The 21631-nt window shown below is 58.3% G+C and carries 27 protein-coding genes; 12 read left to right on the top strand and 15 right to left on the bottom strand.

The window, feature by feature from the left end; all coding sequences use genetic code 11:
- The first annotated feature begins 5 nt into the window (after positions 1-5).
- From IEW65_RS00375 to IEW65_RS00360, 4 genes are all read left to right on the top strand, one after another.
- Complete coding sequence (locus IEW65_RS00375; protein WP_188637545.1) at positions 6-350, top strand: Spx/MgsR family RNA polymerase-binding regulatory protein; 345 nt, start codon at positions 6-8, stop codon at positions 348-350.
- 69 nt (positions 351-419) lie between these two features.
- Positions 420-1445 carry a 2,3,4,5-tetrahydropyridine-2,6-dicarboxylate N-succinyltransferase gene (dapD, locus tag IEW65_RS00370; protein ID WP_188637544.1) on the top strand — a complete coding sequence of 342 codons (1026 nt, stop codon included), beginning with the start codon at positions 420-422 and terminating at the stop codon, positions 1443-1445.
- Entirely contained in the window at positions 1432-2604 is a 1173-nt protein-coding gene (gene dapE / locus IEW65_RS00365) for a succinyl-diaminopimelate desuccinylase (RefSeq protein WP_188637543.1), read from the top strand. The genes dapD and dapE overlap by 14 nt, the downstream gene beginning before the upstream one ends.
- A complete protein-coding gene (locus IEW65_RS00360; RefSeq protein ID WP_188637542.1) occupies positions 2601-2990 on the top strand; it encodes a hypothetical protein in 390 nt (129 codons plus the stop codon). Before dapE ends, IEW65_RS00360 begins: the two co-directional genes overlap by 4 nt.
- Before the next feature lie 79 nt (positions 2991-3069).
- On the opposite strand, the gene IEW65_RS17190 is transcribed toward IEW65_RS00360, so the two are convergent.
- Positions 3070-3603: a cold-shock protein gene (locus tag IEW65_RS17190; RefSeq protein WP_308421437.1), complete on the bottom strand. Its 534-nt coding sequence runs from the start codon at positions 3601-3603 to the stop codon at positions 3070-3072.
- A gap of 110 nt (positions 3604-3713) precedes the next feature.
- Here IEW65_RS17190 and IEW65_RS00350 point away from each other — a divergent pair, with 110 nt between their 5' ends.
- On the top strand, positions 3714-3962 hold the full coding sequence (locus IEW65_RS00350) for a SlyX family protein (protein ID WP_188637541.1): 249 nt from the start codon (positions 3714-3716) through the stop codon (positions 3960-3962).
- Positions 3963-4053: 91 nt separating this feature from the next.
- Here the strand turns inward: IEW65_RS00350 and ald are convergent, their stop codons facing one another.
- The 7 genes from ald to radC all read right to left on the bottom strand — a co-directional run bounded on the left by ald (position 4054) and on the right by radC (position 9487).
- On the bottom strand, positions 4054-5169 hold the full coding sequence (gene ald, locus IEW65_RS00345; protein WP_188637540.1) for an alanine dehydrogenase: 1116 nt from the start codon (positions 5167-5169) through the stop codon (positions 4054-4056).
- Positions 5170-5345: 176 nt separating this feature from the next.
- Positions 5346-5783 carry an acyl-CoA thioesterase gene (locus tag IEW65_RS00340; RefSeq protein WP_188637539.1) on the bottom strand — a complete coding sequence of 146 codons (438 nt, stop codon included), beginning with the start codon at positions 5781-5783 and terminating at the stop codon, positions 5346-5348.
- A gap of 55 nt (positions 5784-5838) precedes the next feature.
- Entirely contained in the window at positions 5839-7029 is a 1191-nt protein-coding gene (locus IEW65_RS00335; RefSeq protein WP_188637538.1) for a class I SAM-dependent rRNA methyltransferase, read from the bottom strand.
- Between the two features lie 81 nt (positions 7030-7110).
- Positions 7111-7932: a bifunctional DNA-formamidopyrimidine glycosylase/DNA-(apurinic or apyrimidinic site) lyase gene (mutM, locus tag IEW65_RS00330; RefSeq protein ID WP_188637537.1), complete on the bottom strand. Its 822-nt coding sequence runs from the start codon at positions 7930-7932 to the stop codon at positions 7111-7113.
- Between the two features lie 186 nt (positions 7933-8118).
- The gene (gene rpmG / locus IEW65_RS00325; RefSeq protein ID WP_009098622.1) at positions 8119-8274 is read right to left on the bottom strand and encodes a 50S ribosomal protein L33; all 156 of its coding nucleotides are present in this window, start codon (positions 8272-8274) and stop codon (positions 8119-8121) included.
- Between the two features lie 37 nt (positions 8275-8311).
- On the bottom strand, positions 8312-8548 hold the full coding sequence (gene rpmB / locus IEW65_RS00320; RefSeq protein ID WP_038481085.1) for a 50S ribosomal protein L28: 237 nt from the start codon (positions 8546-8548) through the stop codon (positions 8312-8314).
- 264 nt (positions 8549-8812) lie between these two features.
- Positions 8813-9487 carry a RadC family protein gene (gene radC, locus IEW65_RS00315; protein WP_159340979.1) on the bottom strand — a complete coding sequence of 225 codons (675 nt, stop codon included), beginning with the start codon at positions 9485-9487 and terminating at the stop codon, positions 8813-8815.
- Positions 9488-9636: 149 nt separating this feature from the next.
- Here radC and coaBC point away from each other — a divergent pair, with 149 nt between their 5' ends.
- From coaBC to slmA, 5 genes are all read left to right on the top strand, one after another.
- Complete coding sequence (gene coaBC, locus IEW65_RS00310; RefSeq protein WP_188637536.1) at positions 9637-10911, top strand: bifunctional phosphopantothenoylcysteine decarboxylase/phosphopantothenate--cysteine ligase CoaBC; 1275 nt, start codon at positions 9637-9639, stop codon at positions 10909-10911.
- A complete protein-coding gene (gene dut / locus IEW65_RS00305; RefSeq protein ID WP_188637535.1) occupies positions 10908-11369 on the top strand; it encodes a dUTP diphosphatase in 462 nt (153 codons plus the stop codon). Before coaBC ends, dut begins: the two co-directional genes overlap by 4 nt.
- A gap of 42 nt (positions 11370-11411) precedes the next feature.
- Positions 11412-12800, top strand: coding sequence for a phosphomannomutase/phosphoglucomutase (locus tag IEW65_RS00300; RefSeq protein WP_188637534.1), 1389 nt, complete (start codon positions 11412-11414; stop codon positions 12798-12800).
- Between the two features lie 97 nt (positions 12801-12897).
- Positions 12898-13797 (top strand): acetylglutamate kinase, encoded by a 900-nt coding sequence (gene argB / locus IEW65_RS00295; RefSeq protein WP_188637533.1) that lies wholly within the window; start codon positions 12898-12900, stop codon positions 13795-13797.
- A gap of 21 nt (positions 13798-13818) precedes the next feature.
- Positions 13819-14427, top strand: coding sequence for a nucleoid occlusion factor SlmA (slmA, locus tag IEW65_RS00290; RefSeq protein ID WP_188637532.1), 609 nt, complete (start codon positions 13819-13821; stop codon positions 14425-14427).
- A gap of 110 nt (positions 14428-14537) precedes the next feature.
- Here slmA and rpoH read toward each other — a convergent pair whose 3' ends face one another.
- From rpoH to ftsY, 4 genes are all read right to left on the bottom strand, one after another.
- On the bottom strand, positions 14538-15407 hold the full coding sequence (rpoH, locus tag IEW65_RS00285) for an RNA polymerase sigma factor RpoH (RefSeq protein WP_188637531.1): 870 nt from the start codon (positions 15405-15407) through the stop codon (positions 14538-14540).
- 198 nt (positions 15408-15605) lie between these two features.
- Positions 15606-16688: a permease-like cell division protein FtsX gene (ftsX, locus tag IEW65_RS00280; RefSeq protein ID WP_188637530.1), complete on the bottom strand. Its 1083-nt coding sequence runs from the start codon at positions 16686-16688 to the stop codon at positions 15606-15608.
- Positions 16685-17353, bottom strand: coding sequence for a cell division ATP-binding protein FtsE (gene ftsE / locus IEW65_RS00275; protein ID WP_188637529.1), 669 nt, complete (start codon positions 17351-17353; stop codon positions 16685-16687). The genes ftsX and ftsE overlap by 4 nt, the downstream gene beginning before the upstream one ends.
- The gene (ftsY, locus tag IEW65_RS00270; protein WP_479694271.1) at positions 17350-19053 is read right to left on the bottom strand and encodes a signal recognition particle-docking protein FtsY; all 1704 of its coding nucleotides are present in this window, start codon (positions 19051-19053) and stop codon (positions 17350-17352) included. The genes ftsE and ftsY overlap by 4 nt, the downstream gene beginning before the upstream one ends.
- 90 nt (positions 19054-19143) lie before the next feature.
- Here ftsY and rsmD point away from each other — a divergent pair, with 90 nt between their 5' ends.
- Together rsmD and IEW65_RS00260 are read left to right on the top strand one after the other, a co-directional pair.
- A complete protein-coding gene (rsmD, locus tag IEW65_RS00265) occupies positions 19144-19764 on the top strand; it encodes a 16S rRNA (guanine(966)-N(2))-methyltransferase RsmD (protein ID WP_188637527.1) in 621 nt (206 codons plus the stop codon).
- Between the two features lie 119 nt (positions 19765-19883).
- Entirely contained in the window at positions 19884-20078 is a 195-nt protein-coding gene (locus IEW65_RS00260) for a cell division protein ZapB (RefSeq protein WP_159340955.1), read from the top strand.
- On the opposite strand, the gene rimI is transcribed toward IEW65_RS00260, so the two are convergent.
- The 3 genes from rimI to IEW65_RS00245 are packed head-to-tail and all read right to left on the bottom strand — an operon-like array spanning position 20075 to position 21614.
- Entirely contained in the window at positions 20075-20509 is a 435-nt protein-coding gene (gene rimI, locus IEW65_RS00255) for a ribosomal protein S18-alanine N-acetyltransferase (protein ID WP_229755439.1), read from the bottom strand. The two genes, IEW65_RS00260 and rimI, sit on opposite strands and share 4 nt — an antisense overlap.
- Positions 20506-21309 carry a hypothetical protein gene (locus tag IEW65_RS00250; RefSeq protein WP_188637526.1) on the bottom strand — a complete coding sequence of 268 codons (804 nt, stop codon included), beginning with the start codon at positions 21307-21309 and terminating at the stop codon, positions 20506-20508. The genes rimI and IEW65_RS00250 overlap by 4 nt, the downstream gene beginning before the upstream one ends.
- Positions 21306-21614: a BolA family protein gene (locus tag IEW65_RS00245; RefSeq protein ID WP_188637525.1), complete on the bottom strand. Its 309-nt coding sequence runs from the start codon at positions 21612-21614 to the stop codon at positions 21306-21308. The genes IEW65_RS00250 and IEW65_RS00245 overlap by 4 nt, the downstream gene beginning before the upstream one ends.
- Between the last annotated feature and the right edge of the window lie 17 nt (positions 21615-21631).

The following is a 21631-nucleotide window of genomic DNA, read 5'->3' as shown; positions in this document are numbered from 1 at the left end:
GCTCTATGCTGACGCTCTACATGATTCATAACTGCGACACCTGCCGCAAAGCGCGCAAAGCGCTGGACGACAAAGCGCTGATGTATAAAACCCACGACCTGCGCAAAGATGGCCTTTCTGCGGCGCTGCTGGAACACATCTTGAATCGCGCACCGTTGGTTGAGGTGATCAACAAGCGCAGCAAAACCTGGCGCGATCTTTCTGACGAAGAGAAAGATTTCGATGCCAACTCGGCGCGCCAGCTGCTGCTCACCTACCCGACGCTGCTGAAACGGCCGCTACTGGAGCTAGACGACGGCTCCCTTCAGATCGGCTACCGCGACGGCGACTATGACAAGCTAAGCGGCTAACCCTGACTCACTTTCTCACTCACATTCTCTCACTCACTTTCTCTCACTAACCTCTAAGGAATACGCGTTATGCTGAGCTTCGCGCTTGGAATCGGCACCCAAAACACCCAGGGCGACTGGCTGGAAATCTACTACCCGGCCCCGCTGCTCAATCCGGACGCGAGCCTGGTCGCCGCCGCCAAGGAAGCGCTGGATGCACCGGCAGGCAATGCACCGGTGAGCTTCCTGCCGGAAGATTGCACCCGCCTGGCCAAAGCGCTGGAAGCGGCAGGCCACTCCGAGCAGGCCGCCCTGGCCGAGTCGCTGGCCGCTAGCCAGCGCCCGCTGGTGGCGATGTTCCTGGAGAGCGACCAGCCGCCGCAAACCGCACCTGAGGTGTACCTGAAGCTGCACCTGCTGTCGCATCGCTTAGTGAAGCCTCACGGCCTGGACTTAACCGGCATGTTCGGCCTGCTGCGTAACATCGCCTGGACCAACGAAGGCGCGATCGATATCGAAGAGCTGCCCACGCGCCGCCTGAAAGCGCGCCTAGCGGGCCGCACGCTGTCTGTCGACTGCGTGGACAAATTCCCCAAAATGACCGATTACGTAGTGCCCACCGGCATCCGCATCGGCGACGCCGCTCGCGTGCGCCTGGGCGCTTACCTGGGTGAAGGCACCACGGTCATGCATGAAGGGTTTGTTAACTTCAACGCAGGCACCGAAGGCCCAGGCATGATCGAAGGCCGTATTTCCGCAGGTGTTATGGTCGGCAAAGGCTCTGACCTGGGCGGCGGCTGCTCCACCATGGGCACGCTCTCGGGTGGCGGCAACATCATCATTAAAGTGGGTGAAGGCTGCCTAATTGGTGCCAATGCCGGTATCGGCATTCCGCTGGGCGACCGCTGCACCGTGGAAGCTGGCCTCTACATCACCGCAGGCTCCAAAGTGACGCTGCTGGATGACCAGGGCCAGGAAGTGAACACCGTTGCCGCCCGCGAGCTGGCGGGCCAAGACGACTTGCTGCTGCGCCGCAACTCACAAAATGGCCGCATCGAGTGCCTGACCAATAAAAGCGCCATTGCGCTGAACGAGGCACTGCATGCCCATAACTGAGCCTGCCTCACTGTCGCCTACGCTGAAGCTGGCCTTCGAGCTGCTTGGCCGGGCGTCGGTGACACCCGACGACGAAGGCTGCCAGGACCTGATGATCGAGCGCTTAACAGCGCTCGGTTTCCATATTGAGCAGCTGCCGTTTGGCGATGTGAAGAATTTTTGGGCGATTCGTGGCCACCACGGCCCGGTGCTGGCGTTTGCGGGGCACACCGACGTAGTGCCCAGCGGGCCACACACCAACTGGGAATTTCCGCCTTTCGAGCCCTGCATCGATGACCAAGGCATGCTCTGCGGGCGCGGCGCGGCCGATATGAAGGGTAGCCTTGCCGCCATGCTCACAGCGGTGGAACGTTTTGTCGCGCGCTACCCTGATCATGATGGTCGCATTGCGTTTTTAATCACCTCCGATGAGGAAGGGCCCGCCGTCGACGGTACTCGTGCTGTCGTCGAGCACTTGCGCGAACGTCACGAGCGCTTGGATTACTGCATCGTTGGCGAGCCCTCATCCACCTCACGCCTGGGCGATGTGATCAAAAATGGTCGTCGTGGCTCTTTGGGCGGCGTGCTGCATGTTAAGGGTATTCAAGGCCATGTGGCCTACCCTCACTTAGCGCGCAATCCGATCCACCAAGCGATGCCCGCCCTGGATGCGCTCGTTAACGAGCACTGGGATGCCGGCAACGACTTCTTCCCTGCGACCAGTTTTCAGATCTCGAATCTGCGGGCCGGTACCGGGGCGACTAACGTCATTCCTGGCGACGTGGAGGTGGTGTTTAACTTCCGCTACTCCACCGAAGTCACCCATGACGAATTACGGTCGCGCACGGAAGCGATTCTGGACAAGCACGGCCTTGAGTACCATATCGACTGGACGCTGAACGGCGAACCGTTCCTGACGGCCGAAGGTGAGCTAGTGGAGGCGGCCATTCGTGGAGTGGAAGCCGTCACTGGCGAACGCCCAGCACTTTCTACCAGCGGCGGCACCTCGGATGGCCGTTTTATTGCCACTCTGGGCGCGCAGGTGGTAGAGCTTGGCCCGCTGAACGACACCATTCACAAGGTGAACGAGCGCGTGCGCGCTAGCGACTTGGATGCGCTGAGCCGTATCTACGAAGCGACCCTTCAAGCGCTGCTGACCACCGACGAGGTAAGCGTATGATGGAGCGGTTTCCGGATATAGAGGTGTATCTAGCGCAGATCACGCTGGATGACGTTAACGCCTGGTTGGCCGATGTGCTGAGTGCACCGCCCCTGAGCCCGGCTGGCAAAGGCAAGTGGAAAACCCGCGGCCAGCACCAGGGCGATAGCGTCCCGGTGCTACTGGTGGACAAAGCCGCCGATGGCTTTGCCAGCCTCTGGTTCGACAGCAGCCATACCCCTTGGCACACCGACCAAGAGTGCGCCCAACACGCCGCTGAAGCCCTGCAGGTAGAAGTCCGCTGCTCGTTAGGTGGCTGGCACCCTGGCGACGACCCGGACCGCTTTTGGCAGGTACTGCCCGATGGCCAAGAAAAAGCCATCGAATGGCCAGACTCAGGCCGTTAAACGCAAAAACCCCCGCAGGCGCGGGGGTTTTCTTCTTTAGCACTATCACAGCTAATTTCGCACGACAGTACCTAAGCGTTTACTCAATAATGCTGACGTCATCGGCCTGAAGACCGCGATCATTTTTAATCACGTGATAGCGAACAATCTGGCCTTCGGCCAGCATACGCGGGCCACGACCACGAATCGCACGGAAGTGAACAAACACATCTTCACCGTTATCGCGGGTAATAAAGCCATAACCTTTATTGGTGTTAAACCACTTTACCTCCCCCTCTTCACGGCCATCGTTGGGGTCGATGATATCTTCCTCTTCTTCATCATCTTCCACCGCAGGTGCCGCTTGAGGCTGACGCGGCGCTGGTTTCACGCGTGCTACATCGGCTTTCACTACCATGGGAGGTGCCAGAGCAGCCGCCGCTAACGTGCCAATCAACAACATGATAAAACAGCCAACCGCGACAGCGGCATACACACTGAAAGCAGCTTCGGCTAACCACTGTTCAGCCAGAGGTGCATTGGTTAAATGAACAATCCCCGCCAGAAGAAGCGGCGTGGGGGCGGCCAGTAAGATACTGATAAAGAAACAGCGAAAAACAACTTTTGGGTTCATAGATGGTAAAAGCTCTCTTGTTGTATGGGTAACAGACGAAGGACAATACTCGAACTACCAGGCCCATTCCTAACAGTACCGAGCATACTACACAAGGTGACGATGTTATCATGACAAACGAATTATCGCCTGCTGAGCTCTCTCAACGTCTTGAATCGATGGAGAGCAGGCTGGCTTACCAAGAGCACTGGCTGGATACCCTTGATCAAGCGGTAGCCCAGCAAGAGCGCCGCCTGGAAAAACTGGAGCAGCTAAGCGCGCTGATGCGCGAACGCCTACGCGAGCAGCATCAGGCGCTCCAGGCGGGCGATTCTCAGGGTAGTTTCCGCCCAGAAGACGACATCCCGCCTCACTACTAAGCCACGTCACGAAGCCACGTCACGAAGCCACGGCAAGCGGCTTCTTGTCCGCCTAACCGCTGCAGGGGTACCTCACGAACTATTTCACCAACTATTTCACGATGCTGGCCGGATCGACGCTTTCTAGCCCAAAGGCCTCCGCCACGGCGCGATAGGTGACCTTCCCGCTATGGACGTTAAGACCGGGCAGGAAGTGTGCATCGTCGGCTAATGCTTTCTGCCAGCCTTTATCCGCTAGCGCCAGCACGAAGGGCAGCGTGGCGTTGGTCAGCCCTAAGGTAGAGGTACGCGCCACGGCACCGGGCATATTGGCCACGCAGTAGTGCACAATACCATCCACGATATAGGTGGGCTCAGCGTGGGTGGTGGGCTTGCTGGTTTCAAAGCAGCCACCCTGATCAATCGCCACATCCACCAGCACGCTGCCCTGCTTCATATCCGCCAGCATGGCGCGAGTAATCAGCTTCGGCGTAGCGGCGCCTGGAATCAGCACGGCACCGACAATCATATCTGCCGTTCTTACCGCGTGATCCAGCGCATCCGCCGTGGAATAAACCGTTTTGATGCGCCCCTGGTAGCGGTCATCCAGCACTTCCAGCCGGGCAATCGATTTATCTAAAATCGTGACATCCGCCCCTAAGCCCAGCGCCATGCGTGCCGCGTTCTCACCCACCACGCCGCCGCCAATGACGGTCACACTCCCTGGCGCTACCCCCGGCACGCCCGGCAACAGCACGCCAGAGCCGCCCTGCGCCTTTTCCAGGCTATGTGCCCCTGCCTGCACCGCCATACGGCCCGCCACGGTGCTCATGGGGGCTAATAGCGGCAGGCCACCTTTCGCATCGGTGATGGTTTCGTAAGCAATGCAGGTAGCACCGCTCTCCATCAGCCCTTGGGTGAGCGACTTTTCAGCGGCTAAGTGCAGATAGGTAAACAGCGTATGCTCAGGGGTGAGACGCGCGACTTCCTCTGGCTGCGGCTCTTTGACTTTCAAGATCAGCTCGGCGTTTTGCCACAGCGCATCAACATTTGGCTCGATAGTCGCGCCTGCCAGTTGGTAATCGCCATCTTGAAAGCCAGCGCCTTCTCCAGCGCCAGTCTGCACGCTCACCGTATGGCCACGCCCGGTTAGCTCGCGCGCGCCGGTGGGCGTCAGTGCAACGCGGTATTCATGGTTTTTGATCTCTTTGGGGACGGCAATTTTCATGGTTGGCTCTCCTGATTCAGGCACATGTCGTACGTTGCTAAGTGCATTACAGCACAGCAAACAAGAACCACCACCCCCGGAGAGAAAAACAAAAAAAACGCCGCTTAAGGCGTTTTTTAGCAGAAGAATCTAGCGGTTAAGGGCGTTAGGCGAAAAAATCAACGCCCTGAATTGCGTTACCCCTCGACCACGACTGCCCCACCATAAATACGCTGATACTCTTCAGGCAGGCGTTTCGGGCGGCCGCTTGAGAGCGCGACACAGGCAAACCGAGTGCGGGCGTTCAGCAGCGTTTTACCATCCGCAACGCGCTTGAGCTGAAAGCGGCGCGTGAGGCTAAAACGGCCGTCGCACGCCACGATCCACGTCGCCAGCTGCAGCGCATCACCCGCAAAGGCGGGCGCGAGATAGTCCAGCTCATGGCGGTGCACCACCATCGCCCGATCAAGGGTTTGGTAGCGCTCAAGGGATAGCCCCAACGCTTCGGAGTGCGCCCAGCTAATCTGCTCAACCCAGCGCAAATACTCGCTGTTATTAACGTGCTGGTAGGCGTCTATCGCCTCAGGCAGTACGTTTAGGTCAATGACAAACGGGTCTGGCAACGCCCACTCCATGTGGCTATCTCCTTTCTGTAACGACCTCGCATCCGTTAACCGCTAATGGCCGTGCTTAGTCACGGAAAACGCGTACGCCCAGCGCCTTCAGGTAAGACGTTTCCGGAATGGCCGGGTGTACCGGGTGATCCGGCCCTTGGTGGCCCTGGAAGATCACTTGGCCCTGGCGGTCCTGGTGGCGCACTGCACCGCGCACCACATCGACCAAACGATCAGTCGCAAGGTGCATGGAGCAGGAGGCCGACAGCAGCAGGCCATCGCGACCCAGCAAACGCATCGCCTCACGGTTAAGACGCGAGTAGGCGCGCTCACCGTTGGGGATATCCTTACGCTTTTTAATAAACGCGGGCGGATCCAGAATCACTACGTCGAACTGTTCGCCATCTGCCTTCAGCGCCGCCAATGCCTCAAACGCATCGCCTTCACTGACAGCTACCTGCTCTTGGACGCCGTTGAGCTCGGCGTTACGCGCCACCTGCTCCAGCGCAGCGCCCGAGGAGTCAACGCACAACACTTCAGACGCACCGCTAGCCGCCGCTTGAACGCCCCAGCCACCTACGTAACTAAAGACGTCCAACACGCGCTTACCGGCTACTTGGCTATTGAGCCAAGCGCGGTTAACGCGGTGGTCATAAAACCAACCCGTTTTTTGGCCGTTCATTACCGGCACCGCAAAGGTCACGCCGTTTTCGACCAGCAGCACTTCGTCGGGCAGCGTACCTTTAACGACTTCCACGTGGGCTTCCAGGCCCTCCTGACGGCGGCCACCGGTATCGTTGCGGAATACAATCGCGCTAGGCTTCACGACTTTTTCCAGCGCATCAACGATATCTTCTGCCAGCGCCTGCATACCGGCGGTGTTGAGCTGCACCACCAGCACGTCGCCAAAGCGGTCAATCACCAGCCCAGGCAGCAGGTCACCTTCGCCGTGAACAAGACGGTAAAACGGCTGATCAAACATACGCTGACGCAGCGCCAGCGCCTGATTAAAACGGTGAACAAACAGCGAGCGATCCAGGCGCATCTCCGGGTCGCGGGACATGATGCGGCCGCAGATCAGCGAGTGAGGGTTAACATAAGCAACGCCTAACGTTTTACCGTTGGACGCCTCTACCAGCACAGGCTCACCCGCTGCGAAATTTTTCAGGGGCGTTTCTTTGATGTCTACTTCGTTGGAGTAGATCCATAGATGGCCAGCTTTCAAGCGGCGATCAGCGTTTTTATTCAAGCGCAGGCGTTGGGTCACAACAATCTCCAAAAGAGCCAGCTTACCAAGCACACAGGCCCAGTAAGGGTAAGCAAAACAGTTCACCGCCCAAGGCGGTCATTAACGCTGGCAGCTAGGGCAAAACACGCTCGCTCGCTGGCCAAGTGTTATACGTCGCAGCTCGCTGCCACAGCGTAAGCAGGGCTGGCCGTGGCGGCCATACACATTGAGCTGCTGGGCAAAGTAGCCCGGCTCGCCCTGCCCGCTGACAAAATCACGCAGCGTGGTGCCGCCCTGGGTAATGGCCGCTGCCAACACCTCTTTAACCGCTACTGCCAGCGCTTCATAGCGCGCCAGCGAAATGCGACCTGCAGCACGGCGTGGGTCGATACCCGCCATAAACAGCGCCTCTGCCGCATAGATATTGCCAGCCCCCACCACCACTTGGTTGTCCATCAAGAAGGGCTTCACTGCCACGCGCTTATTGCGCGACAGGTTAAACAGCCACTGGCCATTAAAGGCATCATCAAGCGGCTCTGGGCCTAGGTGGGCTAAGCGTTTGTCCTTGCTGCCATCGCCTTGCTGCCAATCGACAAATCCAAATCGGCGCGGGTCATGGTAGCGCAGCACGTAGCCACTGGCGGTCACCACATCGACATGATCATGCTTTTTTGGCAGGTCGCCAAGGCGTGCAATGCGCAGGCTGCCCGACATACCCAAATGCCACAATAGCGTCGCACTACCGTCCGCGAGGGGAATTTGCAGATACTTTGCTCGGCGGGCAAGCGGACCTATTGAAGCCCCCACTAAGCGCTCCGCTAAATCCTCGGGCACCGGTACGCGCAAACGCGGCTGGCGCACCAGCACCTCGGTGATCTCCTGGCCCTCAATATAGGGGGCGATACCACGCCGTGTGGTTTCCACTTCAGGCAATTCGGGCATGATGAAAGCCTATGATGACGACACAGTGACAGGGATGCCCACGACCCGGCATGTCACTGCCAAACGGCCAATCTGCGCATGCCAGCGCCGTAGAACCCTAACGATCAGATATGCAAAAACCCGGCTTTGGGCCGGGTTTTTCAACAGGCGCTCGCCTGCGGTGAAAGCCGATCATCGTAATCGCGATTACTTGATCTTGGCTTCCTTGTAGATAACGTGCTTACGGACAACCGGGTCGTATTTCTTGAATTCGAACTTATCCGGAGTGTTCCGCTTGTTCTTATCAGTGGTGTAGAAGTGGCCTGTACCGGCACTAGACACCAGCTTGATCTTATCGCGCATGGTTTAACTCTCCCAAAATGCTTTGTAAAAAGCTGGCTTAGATAGCGTCGCCGCGTTTGCGGATGTCAGCCAGAACCGTTTCGATACCTTTCTTGTCGATGATACGCATTCCTTTAGAGGAAACGCGCAGCTTGACGAAGCGGTTTTCAGATTCAACCCAAAAACGATGGGTATGAAGGTTCGGCAAGAAACGACGACGTGTCTTACGCTGGGAGTGAGAAACGTTATTACCAGTTACCGGACGCTTGCCGGTAACCTGACATACTTTGGACATGAGAGCCTCCAACCGCTTGGCGAGTTGTTCAAAACTGTCGGGCAAACCGGAGCAGGGAGGGAGTCGACGCAGTTAACCGCCTAGCTGTACCCAAATCCGTTATTCAACCCAAGTTCAAAGGTGGCACTTTATACCAGAGCACCTAGCTACCAGCAAGCGAAACCGCCCAAAAAGGCCAAAAAAGCGCGTTTTTGGACAATTTACTTAGAAAAAGGGCAATGACCTGAGGGTCGAGCACACGTCTTCTGCTGCTGAAAATTACTGCTATAGCCAGCCACGCTCGGCAAATGACACCACGTCACCGTCTCCCACCACAAAATGATCGAGTACCCGCACATCGAAGAGTGCGAGGGCATCTTTCAAACGTTCGGTGATACGTCGATCAGCATCGCTGGGCTCAGCCACACCCGATGGGTGATTGTGGGCCAGGATGACAGCGCCAGCGTGTAACTCAAGCGCACGCTTGGCAACTTCGCGGGGGTAAACGGATGCGCTGTCTAGGGTACCGCGAAACAGGGATTCATAGCGAATAATTCGGTGCTGCGTATCCAAAAAAAGTACCGCAAACTCTTCATGCCCCAAATGACGCAGCTGTGAACTTAGGTAGTGACGCACTAGCGCAGGTGAGGTTAACGCATTGCCACGCGCCAGCTGACTGGCTAAATGCCGTCTTGAAAGCTCAAGCGTCGCCTGCAGTTGCGCAAATTTAGCGCTCCCCAGCCCCCGGGCAGCACAGAACTGGGTTTGGTCGGCTTCCAGCAACTGCCTTAAACCACCAAAGCTGGTCAGCAGGTCCCGCGCTAAATCCACCGCAGAGCGCCCCTGCACGCCTACGCGAAGAAAAATAGCCAGAAGCTCCGCATCCGAAAGCGCCTGAGCGCCCATATTCAGCAGCTTTTCCCGTGGCCGCTCACCCTCAGGCCAGTGATTAATTCCCATCGACGCCTCCCTGCCTCTTCACTTAATGAGTGATGCCTACCGCACGCCTCACTATACCTAGCTTTATTAGCGCTCGCCTGAGCATGCCAAAATAAACAGCCAAATGGTATGGTAAGCCCCTTTCATGTTGGTCACATTGGACTCTTCCCATGGCATCACTAGCGCAATCTTGTCTATCGTCACTGGCCGGTAAACGCCTGCTATTAGGCGTCAGCGCGGGGATCGCGGCGTATAAAAGTGCGCTCATTGTGCGTTTGCTGAAGCAGGCAGGCTGTGACGTGCGGGTAGTGATGACCGACGGAGCCCAGGCGTTTATCACGCCACTCACCCTTCAAGCACTCTCCGGTGAGCCAGTGCGTACGTCGCTGCTAGACCCTGAAGCGGAAGCAGGCATGGGGCATATCGAACTGGCCCGCTGGGCAGATGCCATTGTGATTGCGCCAGCCACCGCTGACCTAATCGCACGGCTAGTACACGGCATGGCCGACGACCTGCTGACCACGCTGTGCCTGGCCTCTGAAGCGCCCCGACTGATCGCCCCTGCCATGAATCAGGCCATGTGGCGCCACCCCGCCACCCAACGCAATGTGACTCAGCTCGCCGCCGATGGCTGGCAGTTAATCGGCCCCGCCGCCGGTGATCAAGCCTGCGGCGACGTTGGCCCAGGGCGAATGAGCGAGCCTGAGGAGATCATTGAGGCGCTTCGCCGCCATTTTGCCCCACCGCCCATTGCCTCCCAAGATGCCCCACATGTGGTGATTACTGCTGGCCCCACCCGGGAAGCATTAGACCCAGTGCGCTACTTATCCAATCACAGCTCCGGGAAAATGGGCTACGCCTTAGCAGCCGAAGCCGCCGCCCAAGGCGCTCGGGTGACGCTGATCAGCGGGCCGGTAAGCCTGCCCACACCACCGGGCGTTGAGCGCATTGAGGTAGAAACCGCCTTACAAATGCACGCCACTGCGCTGCGCTTAGCCCCTGAGGCCACGGTATTCATCGGCTGCGCCGCGGTCGCCGACTACCGCGCGGAAAGCGCCGCAGAGCACAAACTCAAGAAAACCGACGACCGCGATACGTTAACGCTGACCCTAGTCAAAAACCCCGACATCATTGCCGACGTGGCCGCACTGCCAAGCGGCCAGCGGCCTTTTGTAGTTGGCTTTGCAGCGGAAACTCAGGACGTAGAGCGCTACGCCCAAGATAAACTGGCCCGTAAGGGGCTCGATATGATCGTCGCCAACGATGTTTCCCAACAGGGATTGGGCTTTGGCAGCGATGATAATGCGGCGCTACTACTGTGGCGTACGCCGCAGGGCAATGAGCAGCTTAGCGCGCCGCCGCAACCGAAAACGCAACTAGCCGCGCTGATTATTCATCAGACGCTGGCGCAACTCTCTTTGATTTCTTCTGGAGCTTCATCATGAGCAGTACCCGCCCACAACTGCAGTGCAAAGTCTTGGATGAGCGCCTGCACGACTACCTGCCCTCTTACGCCACGACAGGCTCTGCGGGCATGGATTTAAGGGCGCTGCTGGATGAGCCGTTAACACTTGCCCCCGGCGAATGCCAGCTCGTACGGACCGGCCTTGCCATCTATATTGAAGACCCGGGTTTAGCGGGAATGATTCTGCCCCGCTCTGGCCTGGGCCATAAACATGGCATTGTGCTGGGCAACTTGGTGGGGTTAATCGACGCCGACTACCAGGGCGAGCTGATGATATCGGTCTGGAACCGCGGCCAGGACAGCTTCACAATAACGCCTTTTGAGCGGCTCGCTCAGTATGTACTGGTACCCGTGGTGCAGGCTGAACTCACGCTGGTGGATAGCTTTACCGACTCCGCCCGCGGCAGCGGCGGTTTCGGCAGCACCGGCCGCCAATAAGCCCCCTTCGCCTTACGCTAACGTGTTGCTCAAGGATCGATAATGACCGTACCCGCTTCGATATTTCGTGCCTATGATATTCGTGGCATTGTGGATGACACCTTAAGTGAAGCCACCACCGAACTGATTGGCCATGCAGTGGGCTCAGAAGCCGCCGCGCGAGGTGAGCACACCGTGATCGTAGCGCGGGACGGTCGAACCTCGGGGCCACGCCTACAGGCCGCACTGATTCGCGGTTTGCGGGCGGCTGGGCAGGATGTCATCGATATTGGCATGGTGCCCACTCCGGTGCTGTACTTCGCCACTCACACCCAGCCCGAAAGCTGCTCAGGGGTGATGCTCACCGGCAGCCACAACCCACCGGACTACAACGGTTTTAAAATCGTTCTCAACGGCGAAACGCTGTCGGGCGATGCCATTACCCGCCTGTATGAACGCATTCAGGCAAACGACCTCACCCACGGTGAAGGCCGTTTACACACCCGCGACCTGCGGGAGATTTACCTCGCCCGCATTCTTAGCGACATCAAACTAACGCGCACCTTAAGCGCGGTAGTGGATTGCGGCAACGGCGTCGCTGGCGAGCTTGGCCCGCAGTTGATTGAACGCCTGGGGGTTTCGACCACGCCGCTGTTCGCTGAGATTGATGGGCGCTTTCCCAACCATCACCCCGACCCCGGCAAGCCTGAAAATCTGCAGGATTTGATTCAGCACGTGCAGCAGAGCGGAGCGGACATCGGCCTTGCCTTTGATGGCGATGGCGACCGCCTGGGCGTGGTCACGCCCCGCGGCCGGATGATCTACCCCGACCACCTGCTGATGCTGTTTGCTTCCGACATGCTGTCGCGCAACCCCGGCGCGAAGGTCATTTTTGATATTAAGTGCACAGGCCATCTCGCTCGCGTGATTAGCGAAGCAGGCGGCGAGCCGGAGATGTGGCGCACGGGGCACTCGCTGATCAAAGCCCGCATGAAAGAGACCGGCGCACTGCTGGGCGGCGAGATGAGTGGTCATATCTTTTTCAAAGAGCGCTGGTACGGCTTTGATGACGGGCTTTACTCAGCGGCACGACTGCTGGAGATTCTTTCCCAGTACCCAGGCGACGCCGATGCGTTCTTTGACCAGTTTCCTCAGGATGTTAGTACGCCCGAAATTAATGTCAGCGTCACTGACGAAGAAAAATTCGCCATTGTCGAGACGCTTGCCAGAGAGGGCGACTTCGGCGAAGGTATCAAAACCACGCTGGATGGCATCCGCGTTGACTACGCCGACGGCTGGGGGCTGTGCCGCGCCTCCAACACAACGCCTGCACTAGTCCTTCGCTTCGAGGGAAAAGATCTCGCTGCCTTGGAACGCATTCGTGAGCGTTTTGAACAAGCGCTGCACAACGTAGCGCCTGCACTCACCATACCGGCCACCACAACAGCATGATCGCGCCCTTAGAACGCGCGACGTGTTAAAAAGGCTGTGATTGCTGCCCGCACACAGTGACGCAACAGACATTAAAAAAGAGCAAAGGGACATCGTCATGAGTTCAGCTAGCCGCGACCCTCAGGTCGTTGTGGAGGTGCTGTCAGAAGCGCTTCCCTACATCCAGCAATTTTCCGGTAAAACCGTCGTGGTCAAATACGGCGGCAACGCCATGACCGAAGACACGCTGATCGACTCATTTGCTCGTAACATCGTGCTGATGAAGGAAGTCGGCATTAACCCGGTGGTGGTACACGGCGGCGGCCCGCAAATTGGCAGCCTGCTGGCAAAGCTCAATATCGAATCCCGCTTTGTGAACGGCATGCGCGTCACCGACTCGCAAACCATGGACGTTGTAGAGATGGTGCTGGGCGGTTTGGTGAACAAAAGCATCGTCAACCTGATTAACCAAAGCGGTGGCAAGGCGATTGGTTTAACCGGCAAAGACGGCGCACAAATTCGCGCCCGCCAGTTGAAGGTTGAGCACCAAAGCCCGGAGATGACCGCCCCCGAGATTATCGATATTGGTCACGTGGGCGAAGTAGAGTCGATCTCAACCGACCTGATCGAAATGCTCGCCGCCCGAGACTTTATTCCGGTGATTGCGCCGATTGGCGTGGATGACAAAGGCAATAGCTACAACATCAACGCTGATCTAGTGGCCGGCAAGCTTGCCGAAGCGCTGAATGCCGAAAAGCTGATGCTGCTGACCAACGTGGCAGGCCTGATGAACAGCGAAGGCAAGGTACTGACTGGGCTCACCACCGCTCAGGTCGACGGCCTGATTGCCGATGGCACCATTTACGGCGGCATGCTGCCGAAAATCCGCTGTGCGCTGGATGCTGTCAAAGGCGGTGTTAACAGCGCTCATATTATCGATGGCCGGGTACCCCACGCCGTACTGCTGGAAATCTTTACCAACGCCGGGGTAGGCACCCTAATCACTGACGCAGAATAACCGCGACGGAGGGCAAGAGTCATGAGTGACGATCGCAAACCTCGCCGCCGCGAGCAAATACTGCAAGCACTGGCCGTGATGCTGGAAGAAGATAGCGGCAAACGCATCACCACCGCCGCGCTAGCACGCCAAGTGGGCGTCTCGGAGGCAGCGCTTTACCGCCACTTTCCGAGTAAGGCGCGCATGTTTGAAGGGCTCATCGATTTTATCGAAGAGAGCATCTTTGCTCGGATAACGCGCATTCTGGACGACATTCCCGACGCCGCGACCCGCTGTGGCACGATTTTATCGCTGCTGCTGGGGTTCGCCGAGAAGAACCCAGGACTTGCCCGCGTATTGGGCGGCGATGTGCTCACCGGAGAAACGGCGCGACTTCGCCAGCGGGTGCATCAGCTGTTTGAGCGCCTGGAAACGCAGCTTAAGCAGGTACTGCGAGAAGCTGAGCTGCGTGAAGGCCGTCGTACCAGCATTCCCTCCTCCGCCGCTGCCAATCTGCTGATCGCTCAAGCGGAAGGCCGCATCTCCCAGTACGTGCGCAGCGACTTCAAGCGCTTGCCTACCGAGCACTGGGAAGACCAGTGGGCACTGCTTTCTAGCCAGCTATTGAGAGAAACCACTCAGCCTGCTTAAAAGCCTTTTTAAGGGCCTTCTTAAGGACCTTCTTAAGGACTCAGCCCCGCTCAATAAAAAACGCCCTGAAGGCAATACCTTCAGGGCGTTTTGACGAGCGCCGTACTGGATTACGCCGCGATAGCGGCATCGCCCATTTTCTGACGCAGCTTCTTCATCGCGTTCTTTTCAAGCTGGCGAATACGCTCAGCGCTGACGCCGTACACGTCGGCCAGATCATGCAGCGTGGCTTTGTTATCGGTCAGCCAACGACGCTGCAGAATATCCCGCGAGCGTTCATCCAACCCTTTGAGCGCCAGCTGCAGACGACGGGTGGAGTCTTCTTCAAAATCGCTATCTTCAAGCTGCGTTGCTGGATCAGCGGAGGCATCATCAAGAAAATACGCGGGCGCTTGATAGGTGCTCTCTTCATCATCGCTTGGCGAGGCGTCGTACCCTGCATCAAATGCTGAGAGACGACCTTCCATATCGCGCACGACGGCAGGTTTCACGTCGAGGTCTTTGGCAATGGCATCCACTTCATCGTTATTCAGCCATGCCAGACGCTTCTTCGCGCTGCGCAGATTGAAGAACAGCTTGCGCTGGGCTTTGGTCGTGGCGATTTTAACAATCCGCCAGTTACGCAGCACAAACTCATGAATTTCTGCTTTGATCCAGTGAACAGCAAACGACACCAAGCGCACGCCTTGGTTAGGATCAAAGCGCTTGACCGCCTTCATCAAGCCCACGTTGCCTTCCTGGATCAGATCCGCTTGAGGCAAGCCGTAGCCTGAATAACTGCGGGCAATGTGCACCACAAAACGCAGGTGTGAAAGCACTAGGCGGCGCGCAGCCTCTAGGTCGCCTTCGTCGTAAAGCCGGAATGCTAACTCGCGCTCTTCTTCAACGCTTAATACGGCAATACCATTAACCGCTTGAATATAACCTCCCAGGTCGTGACCTGGAGAGATTTGTCCCACCGGTAGAAGACTAGTGCTCATATGCAGGTGGTCTCCCTTAAAACCTATCGTGGTTGACGTTGTGGCGTAACATTGCCAGACGTCTTACGTTAACCCATAAGACCTTAGTTGCAGCGTAAGGTTCAAAGCGACCAATACGATGACTCGGTATATAGCGCTAAATGGGGTGGAAATTCCTGTTATCGCCCGCATAACACAGCATACTGCTAGGTAGATGACTTAACGCGGACGAATACTGGTGAGGTGGCGTGTTACTGCAAGCCATGCCCCCAACCAGCCTAGTAGTGTACTGCAAGATAGCAGAATTGTAGAGCCTGTCACATCCAGCTGCGGCAACGTGAAGCTGGCACCATAACTTGCCGCCAGCGCGGCCACGGGCAGCGAAAGCCAATAATTGCCGAGCCCCAACAGGCCTAATGCCAGTAACCCGCCGCCCACACCATACCACGCCCCGCTGTATAAGAAGGGTCGACGTACAAACGCATGGGTGGCACCAATCAGCATCACCACTTCAATTTCCCGGCGGCGGCTCTCTACCGCTAAGCGGATCGTGTTGCCTACCACCAGTAATACGCCAAACCCAAACAAAACCCCTAAGGCCAGCGCCACGCGACGGCCGAGCTCTGCCAAATGCCGCAACCGCTCGACCCAGGCTAAATCGAGACGCACTTCATCTACGCCAGCCAGCCCTTCAAGCCGCTGCGCCAGCCCCGCCATGGCCTGCGGGTCGACAGTTTGCGGCGCAATCACAATACTGGTGGGCAGCGGATTATCCTCAAGCCCTGCCAGCGTATCGTCGACGCCCAATGATTCCTGAAATTCCGCCATGCCCTGCTCTGGGCTAATCCGGCGCGTCCCAGCAACGCCTTCATCGGCCACCACGGCCTCTTCAATGCGTACCGCCTGCGCTTCATCCACGCTGACATCCAGGTACACCGTCAACGTTGCGCTCTCATCAAGCTCCGTATTGAGCAGCTTGGCACTGTCCAGCGTGAGCCACAGCGCGGCAGGCAATACCAGGGCAATGGCAATGGCCAACATCGTCAGCAGATTACCCAGCGGATGCCTCACTAACCGGTAAAGGCTATCTAGCGCCATGGCCCGGTGGTGTCGCCCCCAGGCGCGTAAGCGGCTGCTAAAACGCGTTTGCTGATAGCGTGCGCCACTGCGTGACGCGGTATCCGGAGCGGCGGCTTCCGGTTTGGCCAGCGAACGCTTGCGCGCCGCGCCGCCTTGGCGCGAGGTCGCTTGCCGAGGCGTGGCGGAAGGAGTGGTCGTGGAACGAGGAGATGAGCGCTTCATACGGCCCCCTCATCGCCGACTAACCGGCCGTCCCGCAGGCGCAGGATGCGATGACGCAGGCGCGCGATCAGCGCGAGATCGTGGCTCGCGATCATCACCGTAGTGCCAATGCGGTTAAAGTCCTCAAACAGCGCCATGATATCGGCAGAGAGCTGGGGGTCTAAGTTACCGGTGGGTTCGTCAGCCAGCAGCAGCGCAGGCTTATTGACCACGGCACGGGCAATCCCCACCCGCTGCTGCTCACCGCCAGACAGCTCCACCGGCAGCGCTTTCTCACGGTGTAGTAGCCCGACTTTATCCAAGGCTGCCCGCACCCGCCGCGCCGCTTCACGGGGTTCAACGCCTTGAATCTCCAACGGCAACGAGACGTTATGAAACACGCTGCGGTCAAATAGCAGCTGATGGTCCTGAAACACCACGCCAATCTGGCGGCGATAGAACGGCACCTGGCTGGCATGTAGCTGGGCAATATCATGCCCGGCTACGACCACTCGTCCACGGCTAGGCTTTTCCAGCCGCATAATCAATCGCAGCAGAGAGCTTTTGCCCGCACCAGAGTGGCCAGTGAGAAACACCATTTCACCTCTTGCCACGCGAAAGTTCAGGTGCGCCAGTGCATCAAAGCGCCCTCCGTAGCGCTTACTCACATGCTCAAAGGCAATCATGCGCGGCCATCGTCTCCTTGGCGGTCAAACAGCGCGGTGACGAAGTCATCAGCATTGAAGGGGCGCAGGTCATCCAAGCCTTCGCCCACGCCGATAAACCGAATCGGCGTTTCCAGCTGTTTCGCTAGGGCAAAGATAATGCCGCCTTTAGCGGTACCGTCGAGCTTCGTTAAGGTAATACCGCTAATCGGCACGGCCTCATTGAAGGTACTCGCCTGGGCAATGGCGTTTTGCCCGGTGCCCGCATCCAGTACCAACATGACCTCATGGGGAGCCGTGTCATCGAGCTTCTGCATGACGCGATGCACCTTTTTCAGCTCTTCCATCAGGTGGCTCTTGTTATGCAGCCGCCCAGCGGTATCCGCAATCAGCACATCAACACCGCGAGCTTTAGCGGCCGCGACCGCATCGTAAATCACCGAAGCGCTATCGGCCCCGGTGTGCTGTGCGATCACCGGCACGCTGTTGCGCTCACCCCATACTTTCAGCTGTTCTACCGCTGCCGCACGGAAAGTATCCCCCGCCGCCAGCATGACGCTCTTACCTTCACGCTGGAAACGCTGGGTTAATTTACCAATCGTGGTGGTTTTGCCCACGCCATTGACCCCCACTACCAAAATGACGAAGGGGCCATCGCTCTCTTTTTCAAAGCTCAGCGGCGTGGAGACTGGGGCCAACAGCGCGGCAAGCTCTTCCTGCAAGCCGCGATACAGCGCCTCAGGGTTATTCAGCTCTTTACGGGAAACCCGCGCCTCCAGCCGTTCAATGATGTCGCTGGTGGCTTCGATGCCCACGTCTGCCATCAGCAGCTGGGTTTCTAGATCTTCCAGTAGCTCATCATCAATATGCTTTTTGCCCAGGAACAGGTCGGCAAGGCCATCGGTGAGATTGGCGCGCGTTTTCCCCAGGCCCGATTTAATACGCGCAAACCAGCCTTTCTTCTCACTTTTATCCGATACCGGCTTCTCTTGCAGCGCAGGCTTAGGCTCTGGCTCTGGCTCTGGCTCTGGCTCTGGCTCTGGCTCTGGCTCTGGCTCTGGCTCTGGCTCTGGCTCTGGCTCTGGCTCTGGCTCTGGCTCTGGCTCTGGCTCTGGCTCTGGCTCTGGCTCTGGCTCTGGCTCTGGCTCTGGCTCTGGCTCTGGCTCTGGCTCTGGCTCTGGCTCTGGCTCTGGCTCTGGCTCTGGCTCTGGCTCTGGCTCTGGCTCTGGCTCTGGCTCTGGCTCTGGCTCTGGCTCTGGCTCTGGCTCTGGCTCTGGCTCTGGCTCTGGCTCTGGCTCTGGCTCTGGCTCTGGCTCTGGCTCTGGCTCTGGCTCTGGCTCTGGCTCTGGCTCTGGCTCTGGCTCTGGCTCTGGCTCTGGCTCTGGCTCTGGCTCTGGCTCTGGCTCTGGCTCTGGCTCTGGCTCTGGCACAGTTTCCTGGACCGGAGCGGGCACCACCTGCTCTTCTGCCACGGCAGGCTGAATCTCTTCTTCGGCGACCGGTTCTGGAGCCGACTCAGCGGCGCTTTCAGGCTCGGGCTTGGGGGGCTGAGCTTCTTTAACCTCGGCCTGCGCCTCTGCTGGCGTCGAGGCTTCAGGAGCAGGGGTCGCCTCGTCAGCAGGCGTGCCTTCGGGTTCCTCTGGCAGTCCCTGCTGCTCTTGGGCGTCATGGGGCTCCTGCTGGGAGTCGTGCTTTTTCTTACGTTTGAAAAAACCGAACATAGGTGTCATCCGACTAAATAGGTGAACATTGCGATTATCCTACCACCGCAGACCAAGACTTTGGATAAGTAGCCCGCTACAATCCGCGTTATGAAACGACAACGCTCTTCTCACTCATCTTCTCGCCCATCGACGGCTCGGCGTGGGTCTCCTCAACCGCCGGGTAAGCTGCGCATTATCGGTGGCGATTTTCGCCGCCGCATGCTGCCGGTACTCGACCTTCCGGGCCTACGCCCCACACCGGATCGTGTGCGTGAAACGCTGTTTAACTGGCTGGGCCAAGCGCTTTATGGCAAGCAGGTACTTGACCTATTTGCCGGCACCGGCGCGCTCGGCATTGAGGCGCTTTCTCGGGGCGCTGCGCACGTTACCTTTGTTGAGCGCGACCGGCAGGTCGCCTCTCTGATCAGCGACAACCTCGCCACCCTAGGGGCAACGCAAGGCCATGTCGTGACACGCGATGCACAGGTGTATCTTGCCGAGCCTGGGCAACCGGCCGACGTGGTCTTTCTCGACCCGCCGTTTAATCAGGGCTTGGCAGCGCCGTGCTGCGCGGCGCTGGAAGCAGGCGGCTGGTTAGCCAGTGATGCCATGATCTACCTGGAAACCGAACGTTCGCTCGCGCCTACAGTGCCCGCTAACTGGCAATTACACCGCGAAACACAGGCGGGTGAAAGCATGGCACGACTCTATCAACGCCTGCCTGCGTAAAGCGCTTGCCGACATCTTACAGCAGCGTTACGCTCGCCCCACTGATTGGCAGGTTAATTCGCATTTTTGATGTCCATGAATGACAGGCCACTGCCTGTCACTTGTTACCGGAGGTAGGCATGAGCCTTGAGCTTTTTAATCAGTTAGAACAGAAAGTCACCGACACCGTTGAGGCGTTGGAGATGATGAAGCTGGAAAACGAAGAGCTGCGTAACGAAAACGCCCAGCTGAAGCAGGAGCGTGAAGAGTGGGAGCGTCGTTTACAGGGCGTGCTGAGCAAGTTCGATGGCATGGACGACAGCAGCGCGTCTTAAGCCAACGGCCGCGACATTAATAGTGCATCCTCACGCCCGGTCGTGCCCTTTGCGGCCGGGTAGTAGCCCTTTCGACAACCATCTTCCCCAAACCCCGCCTGACGATACAGATGAATGGCTCGCTGGTTACCGGCGCGCACTTCCAGCAGCAGCCGCTCCGCTTGCCACTGTGATGCCACCATCGCTACATCGTGAAGCAGTCGTTGGCCAATGCCTTGTCCTTGGCAGGCAGGCAGTACGCCAATTGCCTGTAGCTCTGCGTCAAAGGGCAGCTTTGCCACCAGTGCGTAGCCAACAAGCTCCTCCTCCTGCCACGCTCCCAGCACCACCGTATCATCATCCGCCAACTGCTGCGGGCGCATACCGCTGCAGGCGACGGCTTCCAGTGCGTGCAACAGCGCTGCGTGATGAGCCTCTAGCCTACCGATCACTCACCGCCCCACTGCTTGCTGAGTGCCGCCAAACGCGGCCATAACGCACGCTTAGCGCTGGCCTGCTGGATAAGCGAGGCCAGCCGTGGGCCTTGCCATACCGGCAGTGCCAGGGTGCTGCTTTGCCCGTTTGCCAACGCTATTACTTGAGCCAGCGGGGAATCCTCCGGGGTTTCTTCTGCGCCCCACCAGAGCACCTGCTCCAATTGCCAACCCTGGCGGCTAGCGGCCCCAGCGATAAATGCGGCCACCCCTTCTTGCGCTTCTTCAAGCGGCTCTTCGGGGGTAAAGGAGGTCGCCATAGGAGGCCATTTGAAATAGGTCACCTTGGGCATGTCGCCCTTATGCACGCCCGCTGCACGCAGTATATTCGCCAGCAGTTGCTGCTCCACCGGTGACATCTCGCCTTCACAAATACTTAACCAGCGCCCGCCGATACACAGGCACGAAAAACTAAAGTTAAGCGGTTTGAGAGGCTCGGCAACGCGCGCACTGGGTGCAGGCGTCGCGCTGACTTCCGGCGGTGGTTCAGCCGCTGGCGCATGACCCAGCAGTGCCCGTACCGCCGACGGCGATGCAATGGTTGAGCTAGGCTCCGCAGCGGGTGCTTGGCTGCGCGGACGCGGCGCAGGGGCATCATCTAATAACGCATGCAGCCGCTCGCGGGGAGGCGTCTTGGCAGGCGTTTCGTCCCACTCGCAGGCCTGCGTAGGGAGTGCGTTGGGCAACTGATAACGGGACGCCCAGGCAGTAATGCCCATGGCATCAAGGTAGTGCCGACGCGCAACCTCTGGGGTCACTGGCCGCCGCCACGGCAATTAGGTGAATTAGGCCGTGCAGCGCCACGAGCTTGCCACTCTTTAGGCGTATACAGATGCAGCGCCAGCGCGTGCACCGGCCCCGATAACTCATCGGCTAGTAGCGCATAAATTTGCTGGTGGCGCTTAACGGGCATCATGCCGTCGAAGCTGTCGCTCACCAGGGTGACTTTGAAGTGAGTTTCAGAATTCGCCGGCACGTTGTGCATATGGCTTTCGTTTTCGACCTGCAGCACGTCAGGGGCTAAGGCCGCTAACTTCTGCTCTATCTGTGTCTGCATCGTCATGGAAGGCTCCTTCAATC

Origin of the sequence: Vreelandella lutescens, assembly GCF_014640815.1 — a bacterium.
GTDB lineage: Bacteria > Pseudomonadota > Gammaproteobacteria > Pseudomonadales > Halomonadaceae > Vreelandella > Vreelandella lutescens.
Note: the sequence above shows the minus strand (reverse complement) of the source record. Positions and strands in the feature narration are given on the sequence as shown.